This window comes from Streptomyces sp. NPDC056987 (assembly GCF_042673865.1).
Classification (GTDB): Bacteria; Actinomycetota; Actinomycetes; order Streptomycetales; family Streptomycetaceae; genus Streptomyces.
Window position 1 is genome coordinate 59,586 of sequence record NZ_JBHURV010000028.1, and the last position, 25,160, is coordinate 84,745.

The following is a 25,160-nucleotide window of genomic DNA, read 5'->3' on the forward strand; positions in this document are numbered from 1 at the left end:
AGTCCGATCTTGCTCCCCGCTACGTGTGCAGCCGACCCGGCCCTCCGCTGACGGGGGTGCAGCGGAGGGTCGGGCCAGCAGGCCAGCGTCGCCTCTCGCTGTACGGCGATGCGTGCGGGCCTCTAGCGCCACGCCGATTACACAGATAACAATCATGGTGACGAAGAGTTGCGGGGTGGGATGGTCGGAGGGGGAGACGGGTGAGTGTGCTGTGGGGGCTGGAACCGGCGACGGAGGCCAAGCACCGTTTGTACAGGCATTACTTCGATGCGTGGTGGCCGATCCTGCTGCAGCCCCAGGCCCGAACGGGCAGGAGCTGGTCGAAGGTCACCTTCCTCGACGCGTTCGCAGGTCCGGGGAAGTACGAGGGCGGGGAAGAGGGCTCGCCGGTGTTCACGCTGGACCGGCTGCTGAACCACGCGGCTGTCGAGCGCATGAACCTGTCCCGTCGCAGGGTCCAGCTCGTCTTCATCGAAAGGGACCGGGCACGGCATGAGCACCTGGTGCAGGAGCTCACCGGCCGGTTCGGGCCGTTGGAGGATCTGCCCGTACGGGTGGAGGTGCGCCGCGGGGACGCGGGGCAGGACAGCGAGCGGATCCTGACGGAACTGGGGGCCTGGGGGAATCCGGTCCTCGCGGTCTTCGACAGCTGGGGCAGTGTGAACGTGCCGCTGGGCCTGACGGCGCGGATCGCCCGGAACACGGCCAGCGAGGTCATCACCACCTTCGGGCCGAACTGGTTCAGCCGCCGCGAGGAGCTGAATCCCGACCTCCTGGACACGGTCTTCGGCGGGCGCGCGTTCTGGGCCGGCGCGGCCGATGTGGAGGCGAGCGACGAGAAGTGGCGGGCCTGGCTGGCGGCCTACCGCGACGCGCTCAAACGTGCCGGGTTCGGCTTCCGCCTCCAGTTTCAGGTCGTCCCCCGGACCGGTCAGCCCCTCTACCTGGTTTTCGGCACCGGTCATCAGAAGGGGGTGGAGGTGATGAAGGACGCGATGTGGAAGGTCGACCGCAGCGACGGCCTGAGCTTCAAAGACCCTCGCTGCCGCTCCGCCGTGTCGGTCGGTCAGGGCTCGATCTTCGAGATGGAGGAAACCGTCGACCCGGAGTTGCTGTCCCTGGTGGAGCAGAGGCTCCACCAGGGACCCACAGCCATGGAAGGGCTCGGGCAGTGGCTGCTGCTGGAGACCTCCCAGTGGCGCGTGCGGGACGCGGCCAAAGCGGTCCGGGCTCTGGACGACGACGGCAGGCTGTCGCTCCCGCCGGGCCGTCTGACCAAGGCCAGCGTGATCACCCTGAGGTAGCCGTTGCCGGCAAGGGCATCTGGTCCCAGGTCCGTCCCTCCAGCTCGCGTCCCAGTGTCTTCGGCGTGCGGCCGCCCCACTGCTTGAAGAAGAACGCGACCTCCGCCTCCAGGCAGGTGTCACGGATGCCGGTCACCCATGCCTCATCGATCGGCCGGTGCCGGGGCCCGGACTCTCCACCGGCGATCACCCAGTCGATGCCCTCAAGGTCCAGCCCCTCCAGCGGACCCAGGAGCGGCTCGCACGACAAGAACCGCACGGCCGCGGGCACCTGCCGCAGATCGTCCACCCGCGGCAGTTCCCGGGCGCTCTCCACCGATACCCCCATCCACACGTTCGGCGGCCACTCCAGACGGTCGGCGACCTGCCGCAAGCGCCGCGCCCGCTTGGTCAGTACCTGATACGTGTGCTGGGGCGTGGCGGCCATCACCTCGAAGACCTGCCGGACGAAACCGATCGGTACCCGCGCGTGGAAGAGGTCCGACATGGAGTTCACGAACACGGTGCGCGGGCTCTTCCACCCGTACGGCACGGACAGCGCGTCCGGATGTACGGTCAGGCCGAAGCCCGGCCCGGACGTCCTGGGGTCACCGTCGTTCTGGTACTTCGCCGACCCCATTGCCTTGAGGCGTTTGGCCAGCGTCATCGCGTAGCAGTTGTCGCACCCCGAGGACACACGGTCGCAGCCTGTCGTCGGATTCCACGTCGCCTCGGTCCACTCGATCGCGCTTCGGTCGCTCACCAGCTACCTCCCCGTCGTCCCGGCCCGCTCCCGCCGAACAGCGGAGCGGCATGCTCAACGAACCTCCACCGGCTTTGGCACCGGCCATCCAACCACCCCTGCCCACCGCGTTTTCCGGGTCTCGGTGACCTGCGGACATCACCCCGCGCCCTGTGCTCGCGCGCAGACCCCGGGCCCCCTTCACGCCGTGCTCCGCAACGGATCCGACCGGAACGAGGGCGCCGTACCGTCCTGCCGGGCACGCTCGGCACGGGCCCACTCATCCCTGTTTCCTGGCGGCGCGTTGCACTGCGGAAAACCGACGGGGACGCGCAGCGCGGGGGTGTGCTCGGCGGGCGGCCTGTGTGATGCCCGCGGCCAGCTCACCGACGACTTCCAGCACGCCCTGTCCGAACGCGGTGGGCGCCACCAGGACGCCGAAGACGAGGACGATGAGCACGTCCCGGGAGCGACACGCAGCCGGGAAGCCCTTTCTCGGCCCGCCGATCACCGTACCGCCATTCCGAGGCATGGTTGCGAACCGGCGTGAGGGAGGGCTGTCGGGTCAGGCCCGCGAGTCACCAGCACCGGCCGGGGCAGCTACTGCCGGAGCCCAGCGTGTCACAGGCTGCAACGGGCGTCGGTGGGCGGGGATTCGAGGTCGAGGAGATATTCATTGACCACGTCGTCGACGCACTTGCTGCCGCCGAGGAGGTAGGCACCGTGCTGCTTGCCGTCGACTGTGAGCAGGCTTCCGCCGAGAGCTCGCCGCAGCGCGATGCCGCCCTCGTGCGGTGTCACAGGATCGCCGGTGACCGACACGACGAGCGTCTCGGGGAGGTCTTCGACATCGGCGAGCCAGGGTTCGTCGCGTGTTGGCGGCGCGGGCCACGCCTCGCATTCGCTGTGGTGGTTGCCCGCCGTGAACACGTCGATATCGAACATGGGGGCGGCCTTCCCGATCTTGCGTGTGAGCGCGGTCTGTTCCTCCGGCGTCGGACGGGGTGAGTCCATGCAGCGCACAGCGATGTTCTTGTCGAAGTCCAGGCCGTAGGCGCCGTCCGCCGTGCGGGCGTAGAAGGTGTCGCGCAGGGCGAGCATCTCGTCGGCGTTCCCCGCTTCGAGCGCGGTCAGGGCGGAGATGACGTCGGGCCAATTCTTTTCGGAGTACAGTCCGCCGCTGATGCCGAGGTAGACGTCCCAGACGCTCAGGTCCCGGCCGTCGGTGGTCGGTGCTGGTGTCTCGACGAGCGGCTGGACGATCTCGTGCAGGCGGTCGTTCGCAGCCGCGGGGTCGGGGCCGAGAACGCAGTCGGGCGATTCTGCGCAGTGTGCGGCGAGGTCGTCGAACCGTGCCTGCAGACCGGTGAATGAGGAGAGGCGGAACTCGCTCGCCGTCAGGTCGGGCGAGACGGCCCCGTCGACCACGATCGCGCGGACCTTCTCGGGGTAGGTCACGGCGTACATGGCGCCGAGCTCGGAGCCGTAGCTGTAGCCGAGGTAGGTCAGCTGGTCGTCACCGAGCACCTGTCGCATGATGTCCATGTCGCGCACGACGTTGGTGGACCCGGCGTTCACGAGGTTCGCGATGCCGCCGGAGCCGGCTGCGCAGCGCTCTGCGAGCTCGCCCGCCTCCTCGGCGCTCGTGATGTCGTACACCGCGCCGAACCGCGGCGCGTCGCCTGCGTCGTACTCCTCGTCGGTGTAGCAGTCAAGGGCCGGGGTCGACGACCCGACCCCGCGAGGATCGAAGCCGACGATGTCGAAGCGCTTGGCGACGGGGCTTTTCTGCCACAGTGGCAGGGTGGACGCGACGAGGTCGGTGCCGGATCCTCCGGGTCCGCCCGGGTTCAGCAGCAGCGAACCCTCGGCCTCACCCGCGGCGGGGAGGCGCATGAGCGCGATGCGCGCCCTCTCGCCCTCCGGCTTGTCGTAGTCGAGCGGTACCTCGACCGAGGCGCACTCGAGCGCCGGGTTCGCGAACAGCTCGGCGTCCGTCGCGCTCGTCGCGGTGTCCTCGCACCCGACCCAGTCGAGCTCTTGCCCAAGATAGGCGCCGAGGCCCGCATCCGCGCCGGGGCCCGGTGGAGGAGCGGCGGGCGCGCATCCGGCGAGCAGGAGGAGGAAAGCCGTCGCGGCCGCGCCGAGCACGGTTTCGCGGTATCGGGATCGAGGGTCTGAGCGCATGCGTTTCTCCTGTGTCGAGCCGCGGCCGTGCGCGAGGGTGCGGCGCTGGTTGACGGACTGTTCTCGGTCGGGGCGCTGAGGTGGCAGACAGGGCGGCAACGTGACCGGTCAGTGCGGGGGTGTTAGCTCTCGATCCCGTCGGTCCCGGCGTCCAGGAGCCGGTGACGGCGGAAGGTGAGTGCTCGTTCGATCCCCGCGAGACCGGCCGTGATGGTGAGAACCGTGTTCCCCCATGCCGACAGGTCGATGGGCGAGGCGAACGGGGTGAAGCGATCAGCCCAGAGCGGCAGGTGGGTAACCAGATCGAGCAGCTGCGGGGCGAGGATCAGCAGATTCATCATCAGCACGATGACGGCACAGGCAGCGAGGGCGCGCCCGACCCCGGGGTGCCGGCGGGAGAGCTGGGCGCGCCAGTGCTCGGGCGTCCCCGGCGCGGGATCGAGACGTCGTCGGCTGTCGTCCGCGCTGATCAGGTGAATCCGCCGCATGCCGTACCTGCTGGCCGCGACCTCGATGCTGTCCGCTCCGAGCGCGAACCGTACCGGCATGTCGGAGCTCTGCACGTGCCGGTCGTCCCGGTAGAGCGAGGCCCGGCCCGACATGTGATCGACATCGACCGTCGCCGTCGACGCATCGGGGAGGCCGATCGCGAATCGTGTGCGCTGCAGTGAGAAGGAGGGGCGGAACGGTGGCAACGGTGAGCCCGGCTCCGGAGCGGGCGTCGACCACGCTTCCGCATCGCCGTCGAGCCCGTCGAAGCCGTAAGGATCCTTCCGCGCCGCACCGGTCCAGGGATCGTGCCGGTCGTTCATGTCTCCCCTGTCCGGGGTCGTGACGGGGCAGAGCACCGCCACGACGCCTTTCTAGCATGCCCGTGCTAGATAAAGTAGCACGGGCATGCCAAAGAATGACTAGGATGGGGTCATGTCCAAGAGAGCCAACCCGGATGTCCGCCGAGAGCAGGTCGCCGACGCCGTGATCGAGGAGATCGCCGCGCACGGGATCCGCTCGGTGACTCTCGCCCGGATCTCCGCACGCACCGGCCTGGCCATCGGGAGCATCCGACACTACTTCGGCGACACCGTCCGCGAGGTCATGCGCTTCACGTTGGGCGTCCTCATGCAGCGCGCCGCGCGCCGCGCCGCGACGATGTCCGACGACCCGGTCGCACGGATCGTGGATGTGATCGCATTCACCGCTCCGACCAGCGAGCAGGAGCGCCGGGAGAACATCGCTCTCGTCGAATACCGTGTCATGGCGCGCACGGACGCGGAGCTCGCGGCTGACATCGCTGCCACGTCCCTCGCGGGCGCGGAGGTCATCCGCTCGTTGCTGCGCGACGCGCTGGCCGACCGCGCGATCGACGAGGAGGCGCTGCACCGCGAGGCGCTCCTGCTGTTCGCCCTGGTCGAGGGCTTCTCGTTCAGTTCGGCGCTGTTCTCCGCCCCGTTGCACGAGGCGGACGTCCGTGCCGTCGTGACGGCGGCCCTGCAACGTCTGCGCGACGCCTTTCCGCCTTCCGGAGAGGCCGTCGAGGGAGCGGCTGGAACTCCTGAGGCCGCCGAGGAGTCACGGAGCCACCGCTAGTGCTGTGACCGCATAGGTTCGCCGGGGTGGGAAGTGACGGGTTTACCTGTCCCGTTCGGGCCGTGGTGCTGCCTTCAGTTCATCGTTGAGTGCCGGCGACGAGGGCGGCGACCTCTTTGGCGAGGGTGGTGATGTCGACGGTCTGGGAGGTGTCGATGATCAGGGGGCGTCTGCCCAGTCCAAGAGGTCCTGGGTGGGCGGCCCAGGCGGCGACGCGGTCGTTGATCTCCTCGCGGGTGAGGTCCTGATCGAGGTGTCCTGGGTGGCGTTTGCGTGTCCGGAACCGCTCAGCGACACGTCTGGTGTCGCAGTCGCAGAACACCTCGACCAGAGGGGCGTCGAGTTGGGGTGGGCGGGGACGACCGCGTCGATGTCGGCGGCTCCGGCCCGGAGCGTACGATCCGCCCGTGGCGAAAGAGTAAGAGACCCGAGGTGCCTGACCGTCTGATCGAGCTCCAGCGCGTGTCGAACGCGGCGCGCCGGGTAGCGACGCGTGAGGCGTACACCCCGGAGGGGTGGCGGCCGTGGCGGGATGCGGCCGACGAGGTGCAGGTGGCCGTGACCGCGCATGCGGCAGAGGCCGGGATCGACCGGTACGAGCTGGAGATGGAGACGAAGAGGATCGCCCGGCAGGCCGACGAGGCCGAGACCGTCTCCTGACCATGGGTGTTCCAGCGGTGGCGTTCACGGCGTACGGTTTTCCGCCGCGGCGTTGCCGCCGTCGCCGTTCAGCCGGCGCAGGGCATGAGGGCGTTCATCGGGATGGCGTTCGAGGCGGGCCAGCGTCCACGCGGTATCGGCGTCCATGCCCGGCCCGAACGACGCTGCCAGCCGACGGGCCCGCCAGCTCGTTCCGGGGGCGAGTACCCACCGCCACAGCCAAAGCCGGCTCCCGCGAGCCCTGGCCGTCCCGCCGGTGCGGGGCTTCGCCCTGCCGTCCCCGGCGAGGCGTTCGGGGGTGTTGTCTCCGGTATCGGCCACGGAGCGAGTCTCACGGCCGCCCCAGACCGCGCGGGCATGATCAGGCAGGGGCCATCACAACGAGTGAGTGCATGCCGTACCTGTCAGCGAACCCCGCACGGGCGCACCAATGAGGAAGGAGCGCGGCTGGCGACACCCGCGCACCCGCGCCCTCCCCTGGCATACGCCGTCGAGGCTGGCTGATGATCCCGCTGACACGGTCACAGCCACCGTGGCAGGGTGCGGTGACCGGATCACCTGACGGCAGGGGGCTCCCGTGGAAGCACGGATGTGGAACGGACTGGTCGGCGTCGCGAAGGGGGCGTCGGCCGTCTCGCTGGGCGAGGGGGTCGTGCCGCGTCCGCTGATGATGCCGCTCGTGCGCGGCGAGCTGGTGCGGCCGATCCGGACTGCGGTGGACTTTTCCTTCCCCCGGTTCGGCGTCACCGTGATGCTGAGTGACGAGGACGACTACCGCGTGCGCGTATGTGATGGACGAGGACCAGGCCGGGCTACTCGCCTGTCTCTTGGCGGGCTACGCCGACGCCGCGCAGGAGATCCAGGACCGTAGCCGCATGGGGTCGGTCGTCGCGCTGCTCCAGGTCGCCCGCGATGACCTGGAGGGCCTGGAGGGCGCCCTGCTGCTGGTCGCCCGTACGGCCAGTACCCGCACGGGCAAGACGCTGCTGACGTTCAAGAAAATCGCTGCCGCGCTCGGCGTCGAGTCCGAGCAGGCCGCCCAGGGCCGCTACCGCCGCAAGGTCGGCAACCTCAACGGCGCAGATTCCGGACTCGACGGCACACCGTAGGGGGCGGCCGGAGCAGACGGACGCACCGGGTGATGAAGCGTCAGCCCGCCCACATGGTGCTGTTCACATGCGCCGTGTCGTGGTGCTCATGATATGTGCTGATCTTTCCTCCACTGATCTCGAAGAGGAAGTGATAGTGGTTGCGGTAATCGCGCCTGTTCTTCAGTTTCATTGTCGAGTACGCCTCCACGGCGACCCGAGCACCTTGGATGGTCCACGCGGTCGGCGTTATGACCAGCGGGCCGCCCGTGACCGAGTCGAGCGGCTTGAGCATGGCGCGGAACTGCTCCTTGGTGACGTAGCCGTCTCCCGGAGCCCCGCTCATCCACCATTCAACGTCATCAGTGAGACAGTTCAGGAGCTCCTCCAGCGCTTCCGTGTTGTCGGCCGCTCCCCACCGGCCCTTGGCATAGAGGCCCAGAAAGTGTTCGACGATTGCCCTCTTCTGTACGTCGTCCATCACGTGTCTCCGACTTCATGTGGTTGGTGGCGAGTGTGTGCCACCCAGCGTGCACGACCGCAGATGCGCGCACAAATGATGATTGAACACTCCAGGTATGCCTTTTGGGAATACCTCGGCTGTAGGGTGAGGGCTATGGCGGATGTGACTCTCGTTGGGCTGCGGGTAGTGCGCGAAGTCGCTGCGACGGGGTCCTTCAGCGAGGCAGCAGCTTCCCTCGGCTACACGCAATCGGCTGTGTCCCGGCAGGTGAAAGTTGTCGAGTCCGCCGTGGGTGCGGCCCTTTTCGAGAGGAGGGCGCGCGGGGTGGCACCCACGCAGGCTGGTGTGGCGTTCGCACGGCACGCGGCCGACGTGCTGTCAGGCATCGACGCCGCCGTCCGTGAGGTCAGCGCACTGAGTCAGCACATCACGGGCTGTGTCACAGTCGGCGCCACCCCGGCTGCGGCTGTAGCGCTGGCTCCCCGTGCCCTCGCGCAGCTGGCGGACGAACACCCCCATGTGACTGTCGGTTTCGTGGGGGATTCAACCCCCGGCCTTTTGCGGCAGCTACGTTCCCACCGTCTGGACATTGCCGTCGTGGGCGTGTGCGCCGGGCCACAGGAGCGTGACCTCGACGGGCTGCGCCAGGAAACGCTCCTGGAAGACGATCTACGCGTCGCCCTACCCCGGCATCACCCATTGGCCACCCGGCACACGGTGAGGGCCGACGAACTGCGCCACGACAGTTGGATCGTCGAAAACGCTACCGGCGACACCCCGTACTACGGCGCCTGGCCCACCCTCGTTCGGCCAACGGTCACCCATCAGGCGCGCGAATGGTCCACGCGCCTGGGAATGGTGGCTGCGGGCCTCGGGGTCTGTCTGCTGCCGGGCATGGCGGTCCCCTCCGCTCCAGCCGGCGTGAGAATCGTCCGGGTCGAGGACCGCCACTGGCAGGGACGCGCAACCCTCGCCGTGACAAACGAACAGCGCTCAGCGGAAGCTGACGCGGCTGTCGCCGCCCTCAGGCAACAGGCGTCTGAACTGCGTTGAGCCTATTCCCCAACGTCATTCAGTTCGTTCTGCTCCGTGACCCTCGCCAGGGGTGCCGTTAACGAACGACGAACCAACCGATCGTGGTCATGTTCGTGGTCCTCTCGCCGCGGGGGTGCCGGACGACGCGCCCGGCCTGCATGGGTACGACGAACGGCCCAACGCTTCGGGTGCGGATCAGCCCTCGTCCTCGTCGTCGTCCAGCCCGAGGGCGTCCGGGTCGCGCAGCGGGCGCAGGCTCCCATCGTCGGGGACGGAGGCGGTGAAGCTGTAGCGGCCCAGCACGTTGAGGTTCTTGTGCTTGAGCGGGGAGAGCCGCGCGATGTCCTCGTCCCGGATCTCGTGGCCCTCGGCCCGCAGCTGGGCGACCGCGGCGCCGATGTACTTCGTTGTCCAGAGCACGACGGCGTTCAATACCAGTCCCAGAGACCCTAGCCCTAGCTGATCTTCCATTCCGTCCCGGTATGCCTGGTGGATGGTGCCCCGCTTGCCGTGGCAGATGTCCCGGGCGAGGGTGTGGCGGGACTCCTGGACGGACAGCTGCTTGCCCATCTGCCGCCGGTAGGTGTCATCGACCGGGTCGACGACCTGGAGCAGGTGCAGGGTTTTGGCGATGCGCCCGTACTCGGCGAACGCCTGCCCCAGCGGCGTGGGCCGTCCATGGTTGCCGAACATCCGTAGCAGGTCATAGGCCCGCACCTGGTTGGTGACCAGCGAGCCGGCCACCTTCAGCATGTCCTCCCACTGCGTGGTCACCTTCTTCAGGTTCACCTTGTTGGTGCGGGCGAGGTCGCCCAGGGCACCGTAGGTGCCGGTCTCGATCCCGTCCATCTCCGCCCGCCAGAACCCTTGGTCGTCCAGGTCCTTGAACCGCGGGGAGAAGTTGTAGCCGAGGATCTTGAACAGGCCGAACGCCATGTCCGAGTTTATGTGGACAGTTCAAGTTGATCTTCCTCTGAGGTGTTGTCAGGCCGTGCGGACATAGGGTGAGGCTTCCGACGAGGTGGCAGGGGGGAAGCGTTGTGGAGGTCAACGTTCAATGGATACGGACGTCGTGGACGAAGCAGTCTCGTGGAGGGGAGGCCGCGGCTCGCAGGAACGCCGTCCCGGTCGGCTTTCGCGTACCGCCTATGTCGCCCGCGGTCGCGCACGTGGTCCGTATGCATGAGAGCGACGGCTTCGACCCCTTCGACGGCCAGGAAGACCTGCGCAAGGTCGACGTCCAGCTCCGGGAGGACAACGGCCGGTTGCGAGTCCTTCCCCGGGTCCAGCCCCTCTTTGCCATACCTCCTCGGCCACGACGGCCCCCGGCCGTACGGCTTGTTCCCGGACAGTGGGTCCGCTGGCAGCTCAACTACCGTTTCAGCAGTGCGGCGGGGGTGCGGGGCTGGTCGTACTGGCTCGACACCTTCAATATCGCTTACGGCCCGGTGGAAGCTGACGTGTTCTTGTCTCCGCCCACGGTGCTTGTCGATGAGCGAGGACCGGTCCGATAACCCCCAGGTAGCAGTCACGGGCTGGTGTTCTCGGCTTCCTCTTCCGGATGGGCGGGTTGCCCGAGGCCCGCGAGAAGCTTGTCGATGCGGTCGCTGGTGCACCGGTGTCGTTCGACCTCGCGGTCCCAGCCGCGTTGGGCGGCGTCGATAGCGAGAGTCTGCTCGACTTCGCGTCGGGCCCGCAGACGTGGTGCGTACTCGGGCGTGGTGACGAACTTCGCGCAGGTCAGGTGGAGGTCGCACTCGCAGGGGCCTTCGGCGGGGAGACGGAGGCAGCGGCCGAGTTCGCGTTCGGTCTTGAAGAAGTTCGTCGTGAGCCAGTCGACCGCGGTGTCCGGCAGTGAGCCGTTGCGCAGTTCGTCGGCGGCCGGCCCGGCGATCGTGGCGCCGGGGCCGAGCACGGCCTTCTAGTAGGGCTTTGTTAGGTGGTGTCGTAGGGCTGTCATGGGGTGGGTTGTCGGCAGGTGGGGCAGGTCCCGGTCCAGGTGGCTAACAGGTGTTGGAGGAGGGTCAGGGCCTGGTAGAGGGTCAGGCCCTGGCAGGGGCTTTTGGGCAGGACCTCTGTTCGGTCAGGAAGAGGTGGGCGGCGGTGACGAGGGTGACGTGGCGGTGCCGGCCGGTGAATGAGCGGCCCTCGAAGTGGTCGAGTCCCAGGGTGGTCTTCAGCTCGCGGTAGTCGTGCTCGATGCGCCGGCGCAGTTTCGCGAGCCGGACCAGGTCACGGGCGGGGATGTCGGCCGGGAGGTTGGAGATCCAGTACTTGACCGGTTCGTTCTGCCCTTCGGGCCATTGGGCGATCAGCCACCGCGGTGCGATGACACCGTCCGGGGCGGGTTTCGGGCGGCGGCCGGTGAGGCGGACACGCAGGAAGACGAAGCGGGCGGACATGGCAGCTTTCGAGCCTTTGCGCCAGGTGACCGCGACTGCCGTGTCGCGTCCTGCGGCCAGGACGTGTTCACGCAGGCTGACCGGGCGGGTGCGGTAGCGGGGCAGCGGACGCGGTCCGCGCCCGCTGTAGGGCGGCTGGTGCGGCACGGCCGGCTCGGCGTGGGCGGTCATGTCGCCCTTGGCCTGCAGCGCGTAGGCCAGGCCGCGGTTTTCCAGGCCGCAGCGGAAGCCGGCGTTCGCCCCGTAGCCGGCACCACCACCCTCTTCGCGGCCCTGGAGGTCGCCACCGGCAAGGTCATCGGCTCCCTGCACCGCCGCCACCGCGCCGAGGAGTTCAAGAAGTTCCTCGTCAAGCTCGACCAGGAAGTGCCGGACGGCCTCGGCATCCACCTGGTGCTGGACAACTACGCCACCCACAAAACCCCGGCCGTCAAGACCTGGCTACTGGCCCACCCGCGGTTCCATCTGCACTTCACACCGACGGGATCGTCCTGGCTCAACCTCGTGGAGCGATGGTTCGCCGAGCTGACGAACAAACAGATACGGCGAGGCGCCCACAGATCCGTCCAAGCCCTGGAGAAGGACATCCGGACCTGGATCGCAGCCTGGAACACCGACCCCAGGCCCTACATCTGGACCAAGACCGCGGACGAGATCCTCGAACGCCTCGCTTCATATCTGAACAGAATTCCTGACTCAGAAGACTAGGGCCTGTCCGGCGGATCATGTGACCAGTCGGCGTTGTCTGGTTGGGGGCGGGGCCTTCGTTCCTGTTGAACCATCACGCAGAGGCTGCGCAGACGCAGAACTCGTTACCCTCCGGGTCGGCCATCAGAACATGGTGTCCGTCGAACTTCTCCAGGACGGTCCCGCCGGCTCGCACCAGCGATGTCCCTCGCTGTCTCATGCCCATTGACATGGCGTTGGTCTCAGAGCGTTGTCATTTCCTTGAGCGCCTGAAGGTCGTTTCGTCCGCCTTCGCAACTGCGGAACCTGGCACTGCGCCCGAGGTGCTACTCGTTCGGACATGCAGGTGGCCTTCGGTGGGGAAGGTGGGTGGCTGCGGCGGGAGTACGGAGCTCAGGACGTAGTTGCACTTTTCTGCCACCCGGCAGGATGCGCGGTTGCCCAGTGCGTGGATGAGGTCGAGACGTTCGAAAGGCAGGGGGCTCTGCGGGCCGAGCGCCCATCGGGAGACGGCTTCGAGCGTTCGCGGAGCAATGCCCCGACCTCTGGCTGCTGCCGATACCCAGTAGCCGACCTCTGCTGCGGGGATGCCGTTGTCGGTCACCGGCTTGAGCACTGCCTGGGCTATCGGCGGGTCGGTGTCGCGTTGCTTGGGCTCGTGCTCCAGCACGGCGAAGCTGAACCGTTCGCCGCTGGACCATCCTTCGTTCTGTTCATGGATCCATCGGCGGGCGTCCTCAACGCTGGTCACCGTGGTGGTGAGCCAGCGGCGCATTTCCGGGTCATGGTGGGCCCTCACGAGGGCGTCCGCGTCTTCGCTCTTCCACGGCCGCAGCTTCAAGGCGGGGGCAGTGAAGGTCGGGTCCGCAGTCAGGATGACGGTCATCAGCCCAGGTCCATGGGGCCGTAGGGGGCAGCAGCCGCTCCGGTTGTTAAAGCCCAGTAGCGGTCGCCGTATGACCAGTGCCACCACTCTGTGGGGTAGTTGACGAGACCGGCAGCGATGAGCGCAGCACTCAGGATGTCCCGATGGGAGCGAGCCTCGATGCTGATGTTGTCGGCCTGCGTGTAACAGGCTCCCGCACTCTCCTCGGGGGTCGCATTCATGCGGGTGCCCATGTCGAGTTCACGGCCGTCGGCATCTGCGAGCGTCAGGTCAACGGCTGCGCCTGCGCTGTGCGGTGCGATCTCGGGCGGGGACACGTAGCGGCTGGCTGCCGAGCGGACCTGCTCAGCAGCCCATTCCGGGTGTTCCGCGCGCAGTTGGGCTGCGTATTCGTCGAAGTAGCGACGTTGAAGGGACGGCGGGCGGTATCCCTCGACGAACAGCAGCCGCATTCCTTGAGGCAGCTGTGCCTGTGCTTTGAGGAGTCGATCGAGCACCCCTTCCCGCATGTGGGCGAAGGCACCGGCGGAGTCCTGCCCCTTCCGCTCGTCGACCAGAAGGGGGCTGCGTCGTCGCACATCTACGAGCCGTTCACCGCACTCGTGGACAGGCACGGCTGCGACCTTCGGGTCGGACATCAGAACGATCTCAGTCATGAAGCGATCATCTCGTGGCCTTGCGCCTGCCTTCAGCCGAGATCTTCTGGGCGGCTGCGACGACGCGTTTACCGAATCGGGTCAGCTTCATGGCCGTGCCGCGTTCGGCTCGTTCGAAGAGAGGCTGTCCGAGGTCCGCTTCGAGGCGGTTGATCTGGGTCACCAGGGCGGACTGATGGATGCCGAGATCTCGGGCTGCCTCGGTGAGAGTGGGATAGGACCGGGCTGCCAGGAAGCGGGAGAGCCGCTGCCGCGCGTATGGGCTGGTGAGGGCTTTGCGGAGCATGGCGGGGAGAGTGTCGACTTCGTCGGCAACACGGAGGGCGGTGTGGTGGCTGGCTCCGCCGCGAGCGCGGAGGGAGATGAGGAAGCCATCATCACCCCGGCAGTGTCCCGGACTCCTCGGCGGCTCGGACGTCGGTGGCGGTCATCAGCGGCGGCAGCGAGAACGGCGGCCGCGACAGGGACGCACGGATACGCCGCTGGAAGTGCGAGGCCTCGACCTCGTCACTCTGCTGCGGCTCTACATGCTTCGGGCGGGTGTCAACGTTCTCTACGGCACGGCGGCTCATGTCATCAGTCATGTGCGGAGCGTAGTCGCCGGACCGGCCCAGTCACCGCCGTCGCCTGGTCACGGACACGTTCCCACAGTACGCCGGGAGGTCGGGGCCAGCAGTCCGTACGGCGCGTGGGGCTCCGGGCAGTGCAATCACTGGCCGAGGGCGTCGACGCGGTTCTCGTACTCGCGGCGGGCCTTGCGCTGTGCCGGGATCACTGGGGTGTCCGAGGTGGGTCGAGGAGCTGGCAGCGGGCGAGGAGCCCGTGGTGCACGGCGGTGACGGCCGTGACGGCGGTGACGCGCAGGGTGTAGCCGTGGCCGCGCCGCACGGTCACCCCCTGGTCGAGCACGGCCCGCTCGGCCGGCTCCAGCTCGGTGGTGCGGAGGAATTCGGCGACCTCGCCGCTTCCCTGGCCGTGGCCAGGGCCTGGCGCGCGAGGTCCACGCGGCTCAGCTCCGACTTGGTGGTCATGCGATCACCGCCCCGGTGACGTCGGCGTCCAGCGGGCGCGCCGCGAGCTCGGACAGCCGGTCCGTCCACGGCACGGACACAGCCGTCTCGACATGGACTGCGGCCTGTTCGCGCAGCTGCTCCAGGCGCACCGTCAGCAGGTACTTCGCGGCGCGTTCCCGGGCTGCGTCGGCGGCCTTCGTCGCGGCGGCGATGGCGTCCGCGCCGTTCGGGTTGTGCTTGAACCAGTGCCGGCCCTGTTCGGTCTTGTATGCCCGCCGGGCCTCGGCTTCGGCCTCCTCGCTCCGGCCCAGCACTGCCAGGGCGTTGCGCTGGTACTCCGGGAGGGCTTGCTGGGCGGTGTGGAGGGCTCCGTAGGCGAGGACGGACGCGGTGCTCGCCGCGGTGCTGTCCTGGTCGGCCGGGTCCATGGCGCGCAGGTAGTCGGCGCGGACAGCAGCGATCTCGCGCTCCATCGACGCCCGCACATCGGCGGTGACGGCGGCGACGTCGCCCGGGTGGGTGACGTCGGCGGACCAGGTGGCCGTGACCAGCCCGGCCTCCACGATCAGGGCCTCGGTCCGGCGCCGGTAGCCGCACGCCTCACACAGCCCGGCCGCCCGCTCCTGCCCGCAGTCCTCGCAACGCAGCGCCTGGCGGACCACGTCGGCAGCCGCTGCGGCCTCGCGCTCGCGCTCCGCCCGATCCGCTGCTGCCGCACGGGCCTCATCGCGCCGGGCCTGCTCCGCGCGGGCCTGCTCACGGCGCCACACGTAGTCCTCCGCCTCGATGGCCGCCTGCTCGCGCAGCCGCTCCTCGAGGACGCGCCGACGTTCGTCGTCACCGAGGCCGGGCAGCTTCCGGTCGATCTCCGCGCCGATCCGGGCCCGGCGCGCACGACGGATGTGAATCACGTTGGCGCAGTTCTCGCACTCGCCCCCGGTGTCCAGCCGGATCCCGTCATCGCACCGCCGGTCCGAGCAGGACGGCCGCTGGACCAGACCCCGCCGAATCAGCCACCCGTACGGGCCAGTGACCAGGGCCTCGCCGCCGGTCTCCGCCAGACGGTCGGAGAGCCGGTCGGCCAGCAGCCGCGGCGCGCCACCCGGCAGCGCGAGCAGCCCCTCCAGGCGGGCCAACTCCGTCTTCGCGGCCTCCTCCACCTTGTCCTGCTGCCATCCGGACAGCCGCTCCCACAGCCACGAGGCCGGCTCCAGGGCCACCCGCAGACGAGGACCATCCGGAGGGCCCACCCTCCGCCGCTGCTGCGCCTTGTCCCAGCCCACGGCCTTCGGCCGCCCACCGGACCGAGCCCCGGCAGCGCGCTGCCCCACCCGCTCATCGACCGGGGACTCCTTCGGTTTTTCCCCGCGGAGCGGGCCGTCCTCCGCCACCGACGACCCGGTCCCGGCAACGCGGTCCTCGCCGTCGGCGGGCTGGTCCTCGCCCGCGCACACGCGTTCCGGCCGACGGCCTTCAGCCCCACGGCGTTCGCCGGAAAAACCACCATCAAGCTGCGGAAGAACTACCGGAGTAACCCCAGAAGCGTGGTCTGCGTGGAACTCTGCACCATTGGGACGCTCCTGATCCGCCGCATCCCCGGGGCCCTCAGCACCGCCGATCCCAGATGTACCAAGGGCACCAGCCGCACCGGCCGGAGCATGATCTCCGCACGCACCATCAGGACGCGCCGAAAACACCGCTCCAGCCGCCGAAACAGCCTCCACAGGGGCCAGGGCGCGGCCGTACGCGTGGGCGACCGGCAGCAGCATGACCCGGGCCCGGCCGCGCATCCGCGTCGACGTCTCCCGGTGCTGCCGCGCCACGACACCGGCCTCCGTCAGCCGGGCCAGCACCTTACGGGCCCCCGCGGGCGAGCAGCCCAGCAGCCGGGCCAGCGTCGCCGCCCCGCGCCCCTCGCGCTTCCTCACCGAGCCGCCGACCAGCTGCAGCCAGCCCGACGCCCGGGTGTTCAGCACCATCAGCAGCAGCCCGAGCCGGTCGGTCGCCGCGCCCTTGCCCGTACGGCCGGCGAGCAGCCCCGGCGGCGTCGGCTCCTTGTCCTCCGGCGCCCAGCCGTGCCCGAACAGCGCCTCGCACAGGTGCAGCAGCGTCGCGAGCTCCGCCTTCGTCAGGGCCAGCGGGTGCCCCGCTCCCCCGCCGTGGTGAGCGCGCCACAGCGGCATGACCAGGCAGTCCAGCCCGGTCGGGTGCCCCTGCCCGTCCCGCACCACATCGGTGTGCAGAGCGTCCGTACCGCGGAGCACGGGCAGCACCTTGTGGTGGACCGTCGACTCCTTCACACCCATCCACCGGCCGAGCTCCGCACCCCAGATGGAGGTCTGGAGGTCCTTCTTCTCACCCTTCGGCGCCCGCGACTTCGCGTACAGCACCACGGCCGCCAGCTTCGGCGCGTCCTTCAACCCGGCGATCGACGGATCCGCCAGCAGCGCCTGAACCGCGTTCCGCAGCCGCAGCCGCATCGTCCGCCCGAGGCGCAGCGGATCCTCCGGGCCCTCGCCGTCCGGCTTCCCGGAAGTCGGCACCGACCGCAGTACGTTCCGCTGCCGGGGAAGCCGAGGTCCGTCGACTGGGATGTCGACGCCCTCCCACAGAGAGTGGTCCAGCGTGGCAGCCGAGGATGCTGCCGCGGTGCTCACCGGACCGCCCGGACACACGAGATAGAGACCATCCCGGCAGCCTCGCGGGGATCGCCCGTGGACAGAGCCCGGGAACCGGCGAGGACCCCGATCCCTCCCGCCCGGCGGGCAGGAACTTCAGATCGCGTCCCGCCACACGGGACGGCCCCCTCAAGGACGTCGTTGACGGAGGTGCCGATGATTTCCCGGACGGGGTGGATCAGCGCGGCGGCCGACGTTACCTCCGGGACTCCCGGGGTCGGACGGCCCGCGGACACGGCGGCATCCGTACGGCGGTCAGGGGCGGTCACTTTCGATAGCTTCATCGCCGAGCTGGCGTACGCGCCAACCTGGGCAGTCGTGCCGGTCCCCTCACGCGCGCTGGACGCCAAACCGGCCCAGTCAGTGAAACCTATGGCCAACGATTTTTCTGGGCGAAAGCCTCGAAGCGGTGAAATGGGGCGAGTGAATCTCGTCGCGCGGGAAGCCGGAACTACCACAAACGACGTGAAACAGCCAGACTCGCGCTGGCAGGGGGACGCCAGATCAGGCATCATGACGACAGCACCGTTCAGATTCATGGCCGCACCCCACCCGCAACAAGGGCGGAGCGACCGATGGAGATGGCGGTTGCCCTCTCCGGGAGGAGAGGGCTCAGTACGAAGACCAGAGGCGGATGTCCTTTCTTTCTTTTCGTTTCGGTGGACTTGGTGCTGGTGTTCCGAAAGCCCTTGGCCGGGCCCTCGGAACGGGTAATGCGCAGCACCTCGGTGCTGGGTGACCGCGAAGCCCCTTGGCCGGGGTCCGCGGGTACTACATGGCCCTGATGAAGGGCCGGTTGAAATGAGCGGCTTGATGAGCCGCAGCTCAGGACCGGGGTGAACCGGGATCTGAGCGGACCGCTCTGGTAATCCAGGCGGTAGACGGGCCGCGCGCGGCCGAAGGGGATGGCTAGTCCATCTCGTTCTTGGCGCGTGCGGTCGATGGCCGGCTAGGTCATCCCAGCCCCCTGAATCCGGAGGCTGGCGTCAGCATGCGCGGGCACGACCCGGATGACGTGATCGCAGAAGATCAACGGCGTAGCGGCGCGTGTAGTTCCGCGCGGGCGGGTAACCTTCATCCCGCGATCACCTCCCAACCAGGTGCGTCGCCAACGGAGCCTTGCCCCGTTCGAGACCCCGTGGACCAGGCCCGGTCCCGGGGTTCTCGTCGTTTTGGATCACTGCTGCGCACAGCCTAGCTGCACGTCCCGACATATTTGGGGGGCGAATGTGCGAAGCGTCCGAGAAGCCCGGATCGACACCCTCCATAGACGCAAAGCGCGACGTGACTTTTCTGCTACACGGGAAGGTCATTGGCCGCCCCGAAGTTCACGAAGATGGGTGACGAACTCCTGTGCCTCGGAGGCGTGTCCGTAGTGCCTCTGGAGGGCCTGCCCGAGGTCGGCGGCCACCATCGCGAGGCTGGGCAGCGACTTCCGCTCCCCCCCCCCGTCAGAGCCCGCTCCCCGTAAGCGAGTGCGGTGTCCAGATCACCCTCGCGAGCGGCGACCACCCCGAGCGTGACGCGGGCCTCCGCTATCCGCATGGGCGACCGCTCCGTCCCGTCGAAGTCCGTACCCGCCCGGATGACTTCGTTGGCCAGCTTATGGCCAGCTGAAGAGGCACTTACCGGCTTGACCAGGTTAGTTGCTTGGCAGACATGTCCTCCACGCGGCAGAGGGAGGGGCGCAGGCTTCCTCCCTCTGCGTCCGGGAGACGTCGAGATTGACTTGGTCTGCTTTGAGGGTGCAGATGGGGTCCGGCACCGCCCACCCCAGAGATCGACTCAAGCAGAGAACAGACGAAGGCCCGCAGAACACCCACTCAGGAGGACAAGCTGGTGAGGGCGGTGGTGATCGCAGCGGCCAGGGTGAGGACCGCGGCGAACGTGACGGCTGCCTGTTTCAGCGCCGCGGGGTAGCCGACGCCGTCCAGGCGGGCGAGTTTGGCGGCCGCGACGCTGGCCAGCAGCGCGATCACGACGACCAGAGCGATGGTGAGCAGTACGGCCGTGAAGAACACGTCGAACTCCCGGTCAGTAGTGGGGTGGTGACGTGCTCGAAGTTCGCGTAATCGGTGTTCGCCGTGGGCCGCCGGAGAGAAAATGAACACCGGCGAACACTTCACGGTCGGAGGGCGAGAACGTGCACGGTGGACAGCCCGATCAGAATCCGGCGCTCACCGAACTGCGCGGCAGGCTCGGTGACGGACTGATCTGTGCTCGGTTGAATAAGACAGACCTTGGTGCCAGAGCGGGTCTGGGGCGCACGACTGTGCAGGGGGCGTTCCAGGACGGCGGGCCGGTGCCGTCGGCGCGTACGGTGGCAGCCCTGGCACGAGCATTGAGGCTGCCAACGGCCGAGCTGCTGGAACTGCAGCGGACGGCGGAGGAGCAGGCAGACTCGGCTTCGGCGGCGGGGAGTGAGGTGGGCCCGGGCCGGCCGATCGGTGATTGGGATCCGCACGACCTGGAGGTGCACCCTGCAGGTACCGTCCCTGGTAGCGGTTCGAGTGCGCCGCGGCGAGTCCTGCCCGGTTATGTCCCACGTGAGCACGACCGTCTGCTGGCGGAGGTGGTGCGGGAGGCTGGGAAAGGGCGTTCTCGGCTGGTCGTTTTGGTCAGTGACTCGTCGACCGGGAAGACCAGGGCATGCTGGCAAGCCGTGCAGCCGCTTGCGGCGTTGGGGTGGAGGCTGTGGCATCCCTCCGACCCGACACGGGCGGAGGCGGCTCTAGATGACCTGCACCGTGTCGTGCCGAGGACGGTGGTATGGCTGAACGAGGCTCAGCACTACTTCGGCGATCCAGCGACAGGGGAGCGGATCGCGGCCGCCGTCCACACACTGCTCACCCTGCCCGAACGCGGACCTGTACTGGTCTTGGGCACTTTGTGGCCTAGGTACGCCCGCCAGTACACAGCCCTGCCTGACCTGCGTAAACCAGATTCGTACAGCCAGGTCCGAGCGTTGCTTGAGGGGCGGACTCTGACCGTCCCTGACACCTTCGCCCCGTCCGAAATAGCTGCTGCGGTCGCCCTGGCCGAAACTGGCGACCACTTGCTGGCCGATGCCCTCACTCGCAGTCACGCCACAGGTCAACTGGCACAGGACCTCGCGGGGGCCCCTCAGCTCCGCGATCGCTATGAACAAGGCAGCCCCGCCGCCAGGGCCTTGTTGGGAGCAGCGATGGACGCGCGTCGGCTCGGTGTCGGTCTCTATCTTCCAGGCAATTTTCTCATCGACGCAGCCACCGATTACTTCAGCGAGAACGAATACGACCAGCGGGGGGACGAATGGGCGGAAGCAGCGTTCGCCGAACTCGCCCACCCTGTACATGGCAAGCAGGCCCCCCTGCGCCGCGCGATTCCCCGCCCTGCGCTTCGTCCGCCGGGCGCTTCGTCCTCTACGGGGGCCCCAGCGCAACCGGTTGGGACAGTGTTCCGGCTCGCGGACTATCTGGAACAGCATGGCCGCACCATTCGCAGGCTCCTGTGCCCACCCGCCTCCTTTTGGCACGCCGCTCACACCCATCTCAACCACCCTGACGACCTGCATGGCCTCGCCGAGGCGGCCAGAGCACGCCATCGCCTCCAGTGGCATCACCACCTTTGTCGGCGCGCCGCCGATGCTGGTCATCCCGCCGCACTATTCCGTCTCGCTTCCTTGCGACGAAAAGCCGGGGATCGTGACGGGGCGGAACGCTCGCTCCTCAAAGCTGCCGACGCGGGCAACGCTGACGCACTGCTTGCCCTGGGTGACATGCGGGAAGCGGCGGGAGACATGACGGGGGCAGAGGTTCTGTTCCGACGTGCCGCCGATACCGGCCCGCCCTACGCAATACTCAAGGCGGGTGGGAATCGGCTACGTGCGGGAGACATAAAGGGCGCCGAAATCCTGTTCGGGCGCGCTGCCGACGCTGGCCAACCCGCAGGCTTGCTGCTACTGGCCCGTGAGCGGGAGGACTGGGGAGATCTGGAAGGAGCTGAGGCCATTTACCAGCGCGTAGCCGCTAACGGTCGCCCTCTTGGTTGGTTCGAGCTGGTATTCAGACGCGCAGCCACGGGGCACGTGGATGAGGCTGAAGCATTGGCACAGCAGGCCGCCGACGCCGGTTACCCCTTCGCCCTTCTCCACCTGGCCAAAGAATCGCACTTCGAGGGTGATGTGGAGAGGGCCGAGACCATCTGTCATCGACTCGCCAGCACCGGCAACATCGACGCGATGCTTGAGCTGGCCGACATGCGGGAAAAGGCGGGAGACGTGGACAGCGCCCAAGCGTGGACGCAGCAAGCAACCGACACCGGGGATCCCAAGGCCCTGCTCTATCTGGCCCAGAAGCGGCAGAAAGCGGGGAGTATGCAGGACGCCGAGTCTTTGGCACAGCAGGCCGCTGACGCCGCCGATCCCGAAGCCCTGCTCTACCTGGCCAAGATGCGGAAAGAAGCAGGAGACATGCAGGGCGCCGAAACCATGCTCCAACAAGCCGCCGACGCCGGCCATGCCGACAAGATCAAGGTAGTTCCCGTGATCGCTACCAAATGGCCGTACGGGCTGGACCCTGACGGCACGCCAACGCTGCCGTGGCATTAGCCGGGGCGTGGTCTCGTGACGGTCATTTTGTGGCTTTGGTGCGAGGCATGCAGGAAGGGACGTTGCTCTCTTGTTTCTCAGATTCGAGCCCGCCGGAGTGGGAGATACCGCGCAACCTGCGGATCTCCCCGTAGGCCGTTTCCAGGCGGGTGGAGAGGTCGCTGTTCTCAGTCCGTAGCTGCTTGATCCGCGCGAGCGCGACGTCCAGGCGTCGCTGGATGGATGTAATCGAGGCTGGCTGTGGTCCGGTCCGCTGGCTGGAGGGCTGGCGGTTCTGCAACTGGCGGATGGCCGTGACGAGATCTTGCTGTGTGTAGAGCCAGGACCGTGAAACACCTGCTTCCTTTGCGATTGCCGCGAAGCTGGTGTGACTGCCATCTCGCTGGGCCAGCGAGATGGCCTTCTCGGCGTTGGTTCGGGCACGCCGGCTGCGGCGTCGGGTGGCCTCGGCCAGCGCGGTGGTGTTGTCAGCTGGGGACATCGACGTCCTCCACGCGGCCGCCGACGACGATCTGATTCCCGGCGGTCTCTTCGAGAGCACTGATGATTTTGTCGAGCTTCCCGAGGGTGCGGCAGTTCTTCTCCGCGACCCGGGCGAGCCCGGCCTGCTCGGCCTGGGTGATGAGTTCGTTGGTCTCCTGCCGCTGCTGGCGGTGCTGTTGGAGGAAGTCGCTGGTGGTAATGAAGAACCGGCAGTCCAGGCAGGGGTTGGCGTACTCGCAGTCGGTCTGTACCGGGGCGCCGCAGTAGCCGTTGGGCAGCGTCACTTTCGCACGGACCAGGCTCATCTTCGCCCAGGCCGCCCCGGAGAGCGGGTGGTTGGCGGCGATCTCGGCCTCCTGCCCCTCGTGGTTGACCTTGAGGGCGTTCTCCCAGTGTCGCCGCAGCGTCTTGTCGTGGAGCTTGGCGTAGACGGCGGTCATGGCCGGCGACATGTGATCGAGCAGGGTCTGGATCACAGGCTGGGGAACGTCAGCGTTGATCATTCTGGTGGCCAGCGTGTGTCGGAACTGGTGGAAAGTGACCTTCACCGGTTGGCCGTGTTCGTCGGTGAGGCTGAGTCGTTCCAGCCAGATGGCCAGGTGGTCGCGCATGCGGCGGTCGCTGACCGGCTTGCTGCCGTCGACGTTCTTGAGCGAGGCGGGGAAGAGCCGCTTGCAGCCCTGCGGGAAGCGTTCGAGGACGGCCTGCTGCTGGCGGCCGATCTCGGCCGCGAGGTCCTCGCTCAGCGGGAAGAACGCCGGGCGGTCGTGGATCTTGCGGTTGAGCCAGGCCAGGTAGGGGTTGTTCTCGGCGTCCCGGACGATGCAGTCGAAGGGCAGCCAGCGGGCGTCCTTGGTGCGCAGGCCGCAGGCCATGAGGATCTTCAGCAGCAGCCGTCCGTCGTCGGACGGGAACTGCGCGACGGCCTCGGGTGCCTCCAGCTGCCGCATGAGGTGTTCGGGGATGAACCGCGGCTTCAGCCCACGCGGTGTGGGCGCGTCGTCGTAGATGAACGCGCTGCGGGCCAGGTCGGGTTGCCACTCGTAGCGGTGGACGTCACGCAGGAAGACGCCGACGCAGTTGACGGTGCGCGAGCGGCTGCGCTCGCTGTGCCCGTCGGTCTGCAGGGCGGCCAGCCAGGTCTCGATGCGGGCCCGGTCGAGCGCTGCCGGTCCGGCATCGACGCCATCGATTTCGGCGAAGTGGCGGGCCAGCCGGGTGATGGCCTGGACGCCTAAGGTCAGGCCTGCTGGGTTGCTGCCGCGGGTCAGCCGCCAGCGGGCCCAGCGCTTGGCCAGGTCCCGCAGCCAGGGCTGGGGAATGCCGCCGAAGTGCAGGCGGCAGCAGTCCTCGTTGGCCAGGTCGAGCAGCCGCAGATCCCAGCTGTCGCGCGGGAACTGGTCGGCCCACGGATCGTCGGCGATCAGCAGCCGCTGCAGCTCGAACCGGGTGTCGCGGATGAAGCTGTAGGACAGCGACTGGTAGCCCTTGCGCGCGACACGGCAGAACTTAGGCCACTGCGTCTCGTCCCAGTCCATCAGGCTGCGCACGCCCGATTCGCGGATCCAGCTCAGTGCGCGGGTCACCGTGCGCGGGGCTGTGTGACGGTCTCGGATGTCGGCCCGGCACTGCAGCCCGAATTGCACCTCCAGGCGGACCTGGCGCCCCAGGTCGTGAAACCTGATGTAGGGGTCGCGCCGCAGCTCCAGCCGCCCGAACCACTCGATCAACTGGTCGTCGGGCAGCTCGGGATGGCCGTTGTTGCGTCAGCGGATGTAGTGCCGCCGGCACAACACCGACCCGGACCCTGTCGTCCACCACGGGCAGTCGGGCAGCAGACAGTCCCGCTCGCCGTGCGGCGGCGCCTCATAACGCGTCGTGGCCAACCACGCATCCAGGTCCGGCGCCCCGGCCGCCTGCCACAGCTCGGTGTGCCGGGTGCAGATGTCCCAGATGAGGACGATCGGTCCGTCGAGCTGCTGGTGGGCGGCGATGAGGAGGTCTCGGTACTCGGTCCAGGCGAAGCTCTTGCGGCCGCCACTCCTGTGATCGGTATGCCGTTTGGGCCGGTAGATCAGGCGGGACCGTTCGCCGGGTCTGTAGCAGCACAGGGCGGCTATGGAGAAGCGGCGCTGGGAACGGCCGCGGACCCGGATGACCGGCGTGGATCCGCGCCTGCTCCAGGTGCGGGAGGTCGGCGGCGTCGACGATCCAGGCCCCGAGCGCCGCCGCGGCCGTTCCAGGTGCGGCCACACCTCCTTCGCCCAGCCGGCCACGGCCGCCTCGTCACGCTCGACGGCCCGACGGGCCGGAACCTGGTGACTCCAGCCGTGCCGCCGCAGCATCTGCGAGATGCCCGACAGCGTCATGCTCTTGTGGAACCGCCGGCCGATCAGTGTCTTGACGCGGGCCAGGGTCCATCGCTGATCCGGCCGGCCGTGAGCGAGCGGGCCTTTGGCCGGCTTCTCCTCGAGCACGGCGAACAGTGCCTCGCCCAGTTTCGGACGGGACGCCGGGCCACGGGACCGAACCGCGTCCTCGCCGGCCTCCCGCCAGGCCCGCCGCCACCGCTGGACGGACCGGACGCTGACCCGTAACTCCTTCGCGATCTCCGTACTGCCCCGCCCGGCAGCGAACATCCCGACAGCTTCCATCCAGACCCGCTCGCGGAAAGCTTGCCTCTCCGCCGTCAGACCCCCACCCTGCGGATACCTCATACAAC

Annotated in this window: 24 protein-coding genes and 5 pseudogenes; 9 read left to right on the forward strand and 20 right to left on the reverse strand. The window is 68.3% G+C overall.

Going from position 1 to position 25,160, the window contains the following annotated elements; all coding sequences use genetic code 11:
- Positions 1-200: 200 nt before the first annotated feature.
- The gene (locus ACFTZC_RS28395; RefSeq protein ID WP_382894456.1) at positions 201-1,304 is read left to right on the forward strand and encodes a three-Cys-motif partner protein TcmP; all 1,104 of its coding nucleotides are present in this window, start codon (positions 201-203) and stop codon (positions 1,302-1,304) included.
- Here ACFTZC_RS28395 and ACFTZC_RS28400 read toward each other — a convergent pair.
- The 3 genes from ACFTZC_RS28400 to ACFTZC_RS28410 all read right to left on the reverse strand — a co-directional run bounded on the left by ACFTZC_RS28400 (position 1,291) and on the right by ACFTZC_RS28410 (position 5,024).
- Positions 1,291-2,046 carry a DUF5131 family protein gene (locus tag ACFTZC_RS28400; protein WP_382894458.1) on the reverse strand — a complete coding sequence of 252 codons (756 nt, stop codon included), beginning with the start codon at positions 2,044-2,046 and terminating at the stop codon, positions 1,291-1,293. The genes ACFTZC_RS28395 and ACFTZC_RS28400 overlap by 14 nt on opposite strands.
- A gap of 600 nt (positions 2,047-2,646) precedes the next feature.
- Positions 2,647-4,212 carry an alpha/beta hydrolase gene (locus ACFTZC_RS28405; protein WP_382894459.1) on the reverse strand — a complete coding sequence of 522 codons (1,566 nt, stop codon included), beginning with the start codon at positions 4,210-4,212 and terminating at the stop codon, positions 2,647-2,649.
- 122 nt (positions 4,213-4,334) lie between these two features.
- The gene (locus ACFTZC_RS28410) at positions 4,335-5,024 is read right to left on the reverse strand and encodes a hypothetical protein (RefSeq protein ID WP_382894461.1); all 690 of its coding nucleotides are present in this window, start codon (positions 5,022-5,024) and stop codon (positions 4,335-4,337) included.
- A gap of 112 nt (positions 5,025-5,136) precedes the next feature.
- Here ACFTZC_RS28410 and ACFTZC_RS28415 point away from each other — a divergent pair, with 112 nt between their 5' ends.
- Positions 5,137-5,799 (forward strand): TetR/AcrR family transcriptional regulator, encoded by a 663-nt coding sequence (locus tag ACFTZC_RS28415; RefSeq protein ID WP_382894463.1) that lies wholly within the window; start codon positions 5,137-5,139, stop codon positions 5,797-5,799.
- Between the two features lie 79 nt (positions 5,800-5,878).
- Here the strand turns inward: ACFTZC_RS28415 and ACFTZC_RS28420 are convergent, their stop codons facing one another.
- Positions 5,879-6,121 (reverse strand): hypothetical protein, encoded by a 243-nt coding sequence (locus ACFTZC_RS28420; protein WP_382894465.1) that lies wholly within the window; start codon positions 6,119-6,121, stop codon positions 5,879-5,881.
- A gap of 110 nt (positions 6,122-6,231) precedes the next feature.
- Here ACFTZC_RS28420 and ACFTZC_RS28425 point away from each other — a divergent pair, with 110 nt between their 5' ends.
- Entirely contained in the window at positions 6,232-6,459 is a 228-nt protein-coding gene (locus ACFTZC_RS28425; RefSeq protein WP_382894466.1) for a hypothetical protein, read from the forward strand.
- A 24-nt stretch (positions 6,460-6,483) separates the two neighbouring features.
- On the opposite strand, the gene ACFTZC_RS28430 is transcribed toward ACFTZC_RS28425, so the two are convergent.
- Positions 6,484-6,780, reverse strand: a complete 297-nt coding sequence (locus ACFTZC_RS28430; protein ID WP_382894468.1) for a hypothetical protein — start codon at positions 6,778-6,780, stop codon at positions 6,484-6,486.
- 437 nt (positions 6,781-7,217) lie between these two features.
- On the opposite strand from ACFTZC_RS28430, the gene ACFTZC_RS28435 reads away from it, so the two are divergent.
- Entirely contained in the window at positions 7,218-7,568 is a 351-nt protein-coding gene (locus tag ACFTZC_RS28435; RefSeq protein WP_382894470.1) for a hypothetical protein, read from the forward strand.
- 40 nt (positions 7,569-7,608) lie between these two features.
- On the opposite strand, the gene ACFTZC_RS28440 is transcribed toward ACFTZC_RS28435, so the two are convergent.
- Positions 7,609-8,028: a nuclear transport factor 2 family protein gene (locus ACFTZC_RS28440; RefSeq protein WP_152867913.1), complete on the reverse strand. Its 420-nt coding sequence runs from the start codon at positions 8,026-8,028 to the stop codon at positions 7,609-7,611.
- A 135-nt stretch (positions 8,029-8,163) separates the two neighbouring features.
- Here ACFTZC_RS28440 and ACFTZC_RS28445 point away from each other — a divergent pair, with 135 nt between their 5' ends.
- Positions 8,164-9,063 (forward strand): LysR family transcriptional regulator, encoded by a 900-nt coding sequence (locus ACFTZC_RS28445; protein ID WP_382894472.1) that lies wholly within the window; start codon positions 8,164-8,166, stop codon positions 9,061-9,063.
- A gap of 177 nt (positions 9,064-9,240) precedes the next feature.
- Here the strand turns inward: ACFTZC_RS28445 and ACFTZC_RS28450 are convergent.
- A pseudogene (locus ACFTZC_RS28450) lies at positions 9,241-9,987 on the reverse strand (Tn3 family transposase); the annotation flags it as partial.
- Positions 9,988-10,085: 98 nt separating this feature from the next.
- Here ACFTZC_RS28450 and ACFTZC_RS28455 point away from each other — a divergent pair.
- On the forward strand, positions 10,086-10,559 hold the full coding sequence (locus ACFTZC_RS28455) for a hypothetical protein (RefSeq protein WP_382894474.1): 474 nt from the start codon (positions 10,086-10,088) through the stop codon (positions 10,557-10,559).
- Between the two features lie 14 nt (positions 10,560-10,573).
- Here the strand turns inward: ACFTZC_RS28455 and ACFTZC_RS28460 are convergent, their stop codons facing one another.
- The gene (locus ACFTZC_RS28460; RefSeq protein WP_382894476.1) at positions 10,574-10,960 is read right to left on the reverse strand and encodes a hypothetical protein; all 387 of its coding nucleotides are present in this window, start codon (positions 10,958-10,960) and stop codon (positions 10,574-10,576) included.
- Positions 10,961-11,087: 127 nt separating this feature from the next.
- Positions 11,088-11,768, reverse strand: a complete 681-nt coding sequence (locus tag ACFTZC_RS28465; protein WP_382894478.1) for a transposase — start codon at positions 11,766-11,768, stop codon at positions 11,088-11,090.
- Between ACFTZC_RS28465 and ACFTZC_RS28470 the strand changes: the two are divergent.
- Positions 11,697-12,155 (forward strand): annotated as a pseudogene (locus tag ACFTZC_RS28470) (IS630 family transposase); the annotation flags it as partial. The gene ACFTZC_RS28465 and the pseudogene ACFTZC_RS28470 overlap by 72 nt on opposite strands.
- 73 nt (positions 12,156-12,228) lie before the next feature.
- Here the strand turns inward: ACFTZC_RS28470 and ACFTZC_RS28475 are convergent.
- The 5 genes and pseudogenes from ACFTZC_RS28475 to ACFTZC_RS28495 form a co-directional block, all read right to left on the reverse strand.
- Positions 12,229-12,333: pseudogene (locus ACFTZC_RS28475) on the reverse strand (VOC family protein); the annotation flags it as partial.
- 54 nt (positions 12,334-12,387) lie between these two features.
- Positions 12,388-13,020 (reverse strand): GNAT family N-acetyltransferase, encoded by a 633-nt coding sequence (locus ACFTZC_RS28480; protein WP_382894480.1) that lies wholly within the window; start codon positions 13,018-13,020, stop codon positions 12,388-12,390.
- On the reverse strand, positions 13,020-13,676 hold the full coding sequence (locus ACFTZC_RS28485) for a M15 family metallopeptidase (RefSeq protein WP_382894482.1): 657 nt from the start codon (positions 13,674-13,676) through the stop codon (positions 13,020-13,022). Before ACFTZC_RS28485 ends, ACFTZC_RS28480 begins: the two co-directional genes overlap by 1 nt.
- A gap of 7 nt (positions 13,677-13,683) precedes the next feature.
- Positions 13,684-13,962 (reverse strand): LysR family transcriptional regulator, encoded by a 279-nt coding sequence (locus tag ACFTZC_RS28490; protein WP_382894484.1) that lies wholly within the window; start codon positions 13,960-13,962, stop codon positions 13,684-13,686.
- 91 nt (positions 13,963-14,053) lie between these two features.
- Positions 14,054-14,260: a hypothetical protein gene (locus tag ACFTZC_RS28495; protein ID WP_382894486.1), complete on the reverse strand. Its 207-nt coding sequence runs from the start codon at positions 14,258-14,260 to the stop codon at positions 14,054-14,056.
- 241 nt (positions 14,261-14,501) lie between these two features.
- On the opposite strand from ACFTZC_RS28495, the gene ACFTZC_RS28500 reads away from it, so the two are divergent.
- Complete coding sequence (locus ACFTZC_RS28500) at positions 14,502-14,726, forward strand: hypothetical protein (RefSeq protein ID WP_382894488.1); 225 nt, start codon at positions 14,502-14,504, stop codon at positions 14,724-14,726.
- On the opposite strand, the gene ACFTZC_RS28505 is transcribed toward ACFTZC_RS28500, so the two are convergent.
- Both ACFTZC_RS28505 and ACFTZC_RS28510 read right to left on the reverse strand, forming a co-directional pair.
- A complete protein-coding gene (locus ACFTZC_RS28505) occupies positions 14,704-17,232 on the reverse strand; it encodes a hypothetical protein (protein ID WP_382894490.1) in 2,529 nt (842 codons plus the stop codon). The two genes, ACFTZC_RS28500 and ACFTZC_RS28505, sit on opposite strands and share 23 nt — an antisense overlap.
- A gap of 1,958 nt (positions 17,233-19,190) precedes the next feature.
- Positions 19,191-19,388 (reverse strand): hypothetical protein, encoded by a 198-nt coding sequence (locus ACFTZC_RS28510; protein ID WP_382894491.1) that lies wholly within the window; start codon positions 19,386-19,388, stop codon positions 19,191-19,193.
- A gap of 641 nt (positions 19,389-20,029) precedes the next feature.
- Here ACFTZC_RS28510 and ACFTZC_RS28515 point away from each other — a divergent pair.
- On the forward strand, positions 20,030-21,955 hold the full coding sequence (locus ACFTZC_RS28515) for a hypothetical protein (protein WP_382894493.1): 1,926 nt from the start codon (positions 20,030-20,032) through the stop codon (positions 21,953-21,955).
- A 22-nt stretch (positions 21,956-21,977) separates the two neighbouring features.
- On the opposite strand, the gene ACFTZC_RS28520 is transcribed toward ACFTZC_RS28515, so the two are convergent.
- The 4 genes and pseudogenes from ACFTZC_RS28520 to ACFTZC_RS28535 all read right to left on the reverse strand — a co-directional run.
- Entirely contained in the window at positions 21,978-22,436 is a 459-nt protein-coding gene (locus tag ACFTZC_RS28520) for a DUF6262 family protein (RefSeq protein WP_382894495.1), read from the reverse strand.
- Positions 22,423-24,168: a tyrosine-type recombinase/integrase gene (locus ACFTZC_RS28525; protein WP_382894497.1), complete on the reverse strand. Its 1,746-nt coding sequence runs from the start codon at positions 24,166-24,168 to the stop codon at positions 22,423-22,425. The genes ACFTZC_RS28520 and ACFTZC_RS28525 overlap by 14 nt, the downstream gene beginning before the upstream one ends.
- 123 nt (positions 24,169-24,291) lie before the next feature.
- Positions 24,292-24,594: pseudogene (locus ACFTZC_RS28530) on the reverse strand (IS630 family transposase); the annotation flags it as partial.
- 30 nt (positions 24,595-24,624) lie between these two features.
- A pseudogene (locus ACFTZC_RS28535) lies at positions 24,625-25,155 on the reverse strand (winged helix-turn-helix domain-containing protein); the annotation flags it as partial.
- Positions 25,156-25,160 lie beyond the last annotated feature (5 nt).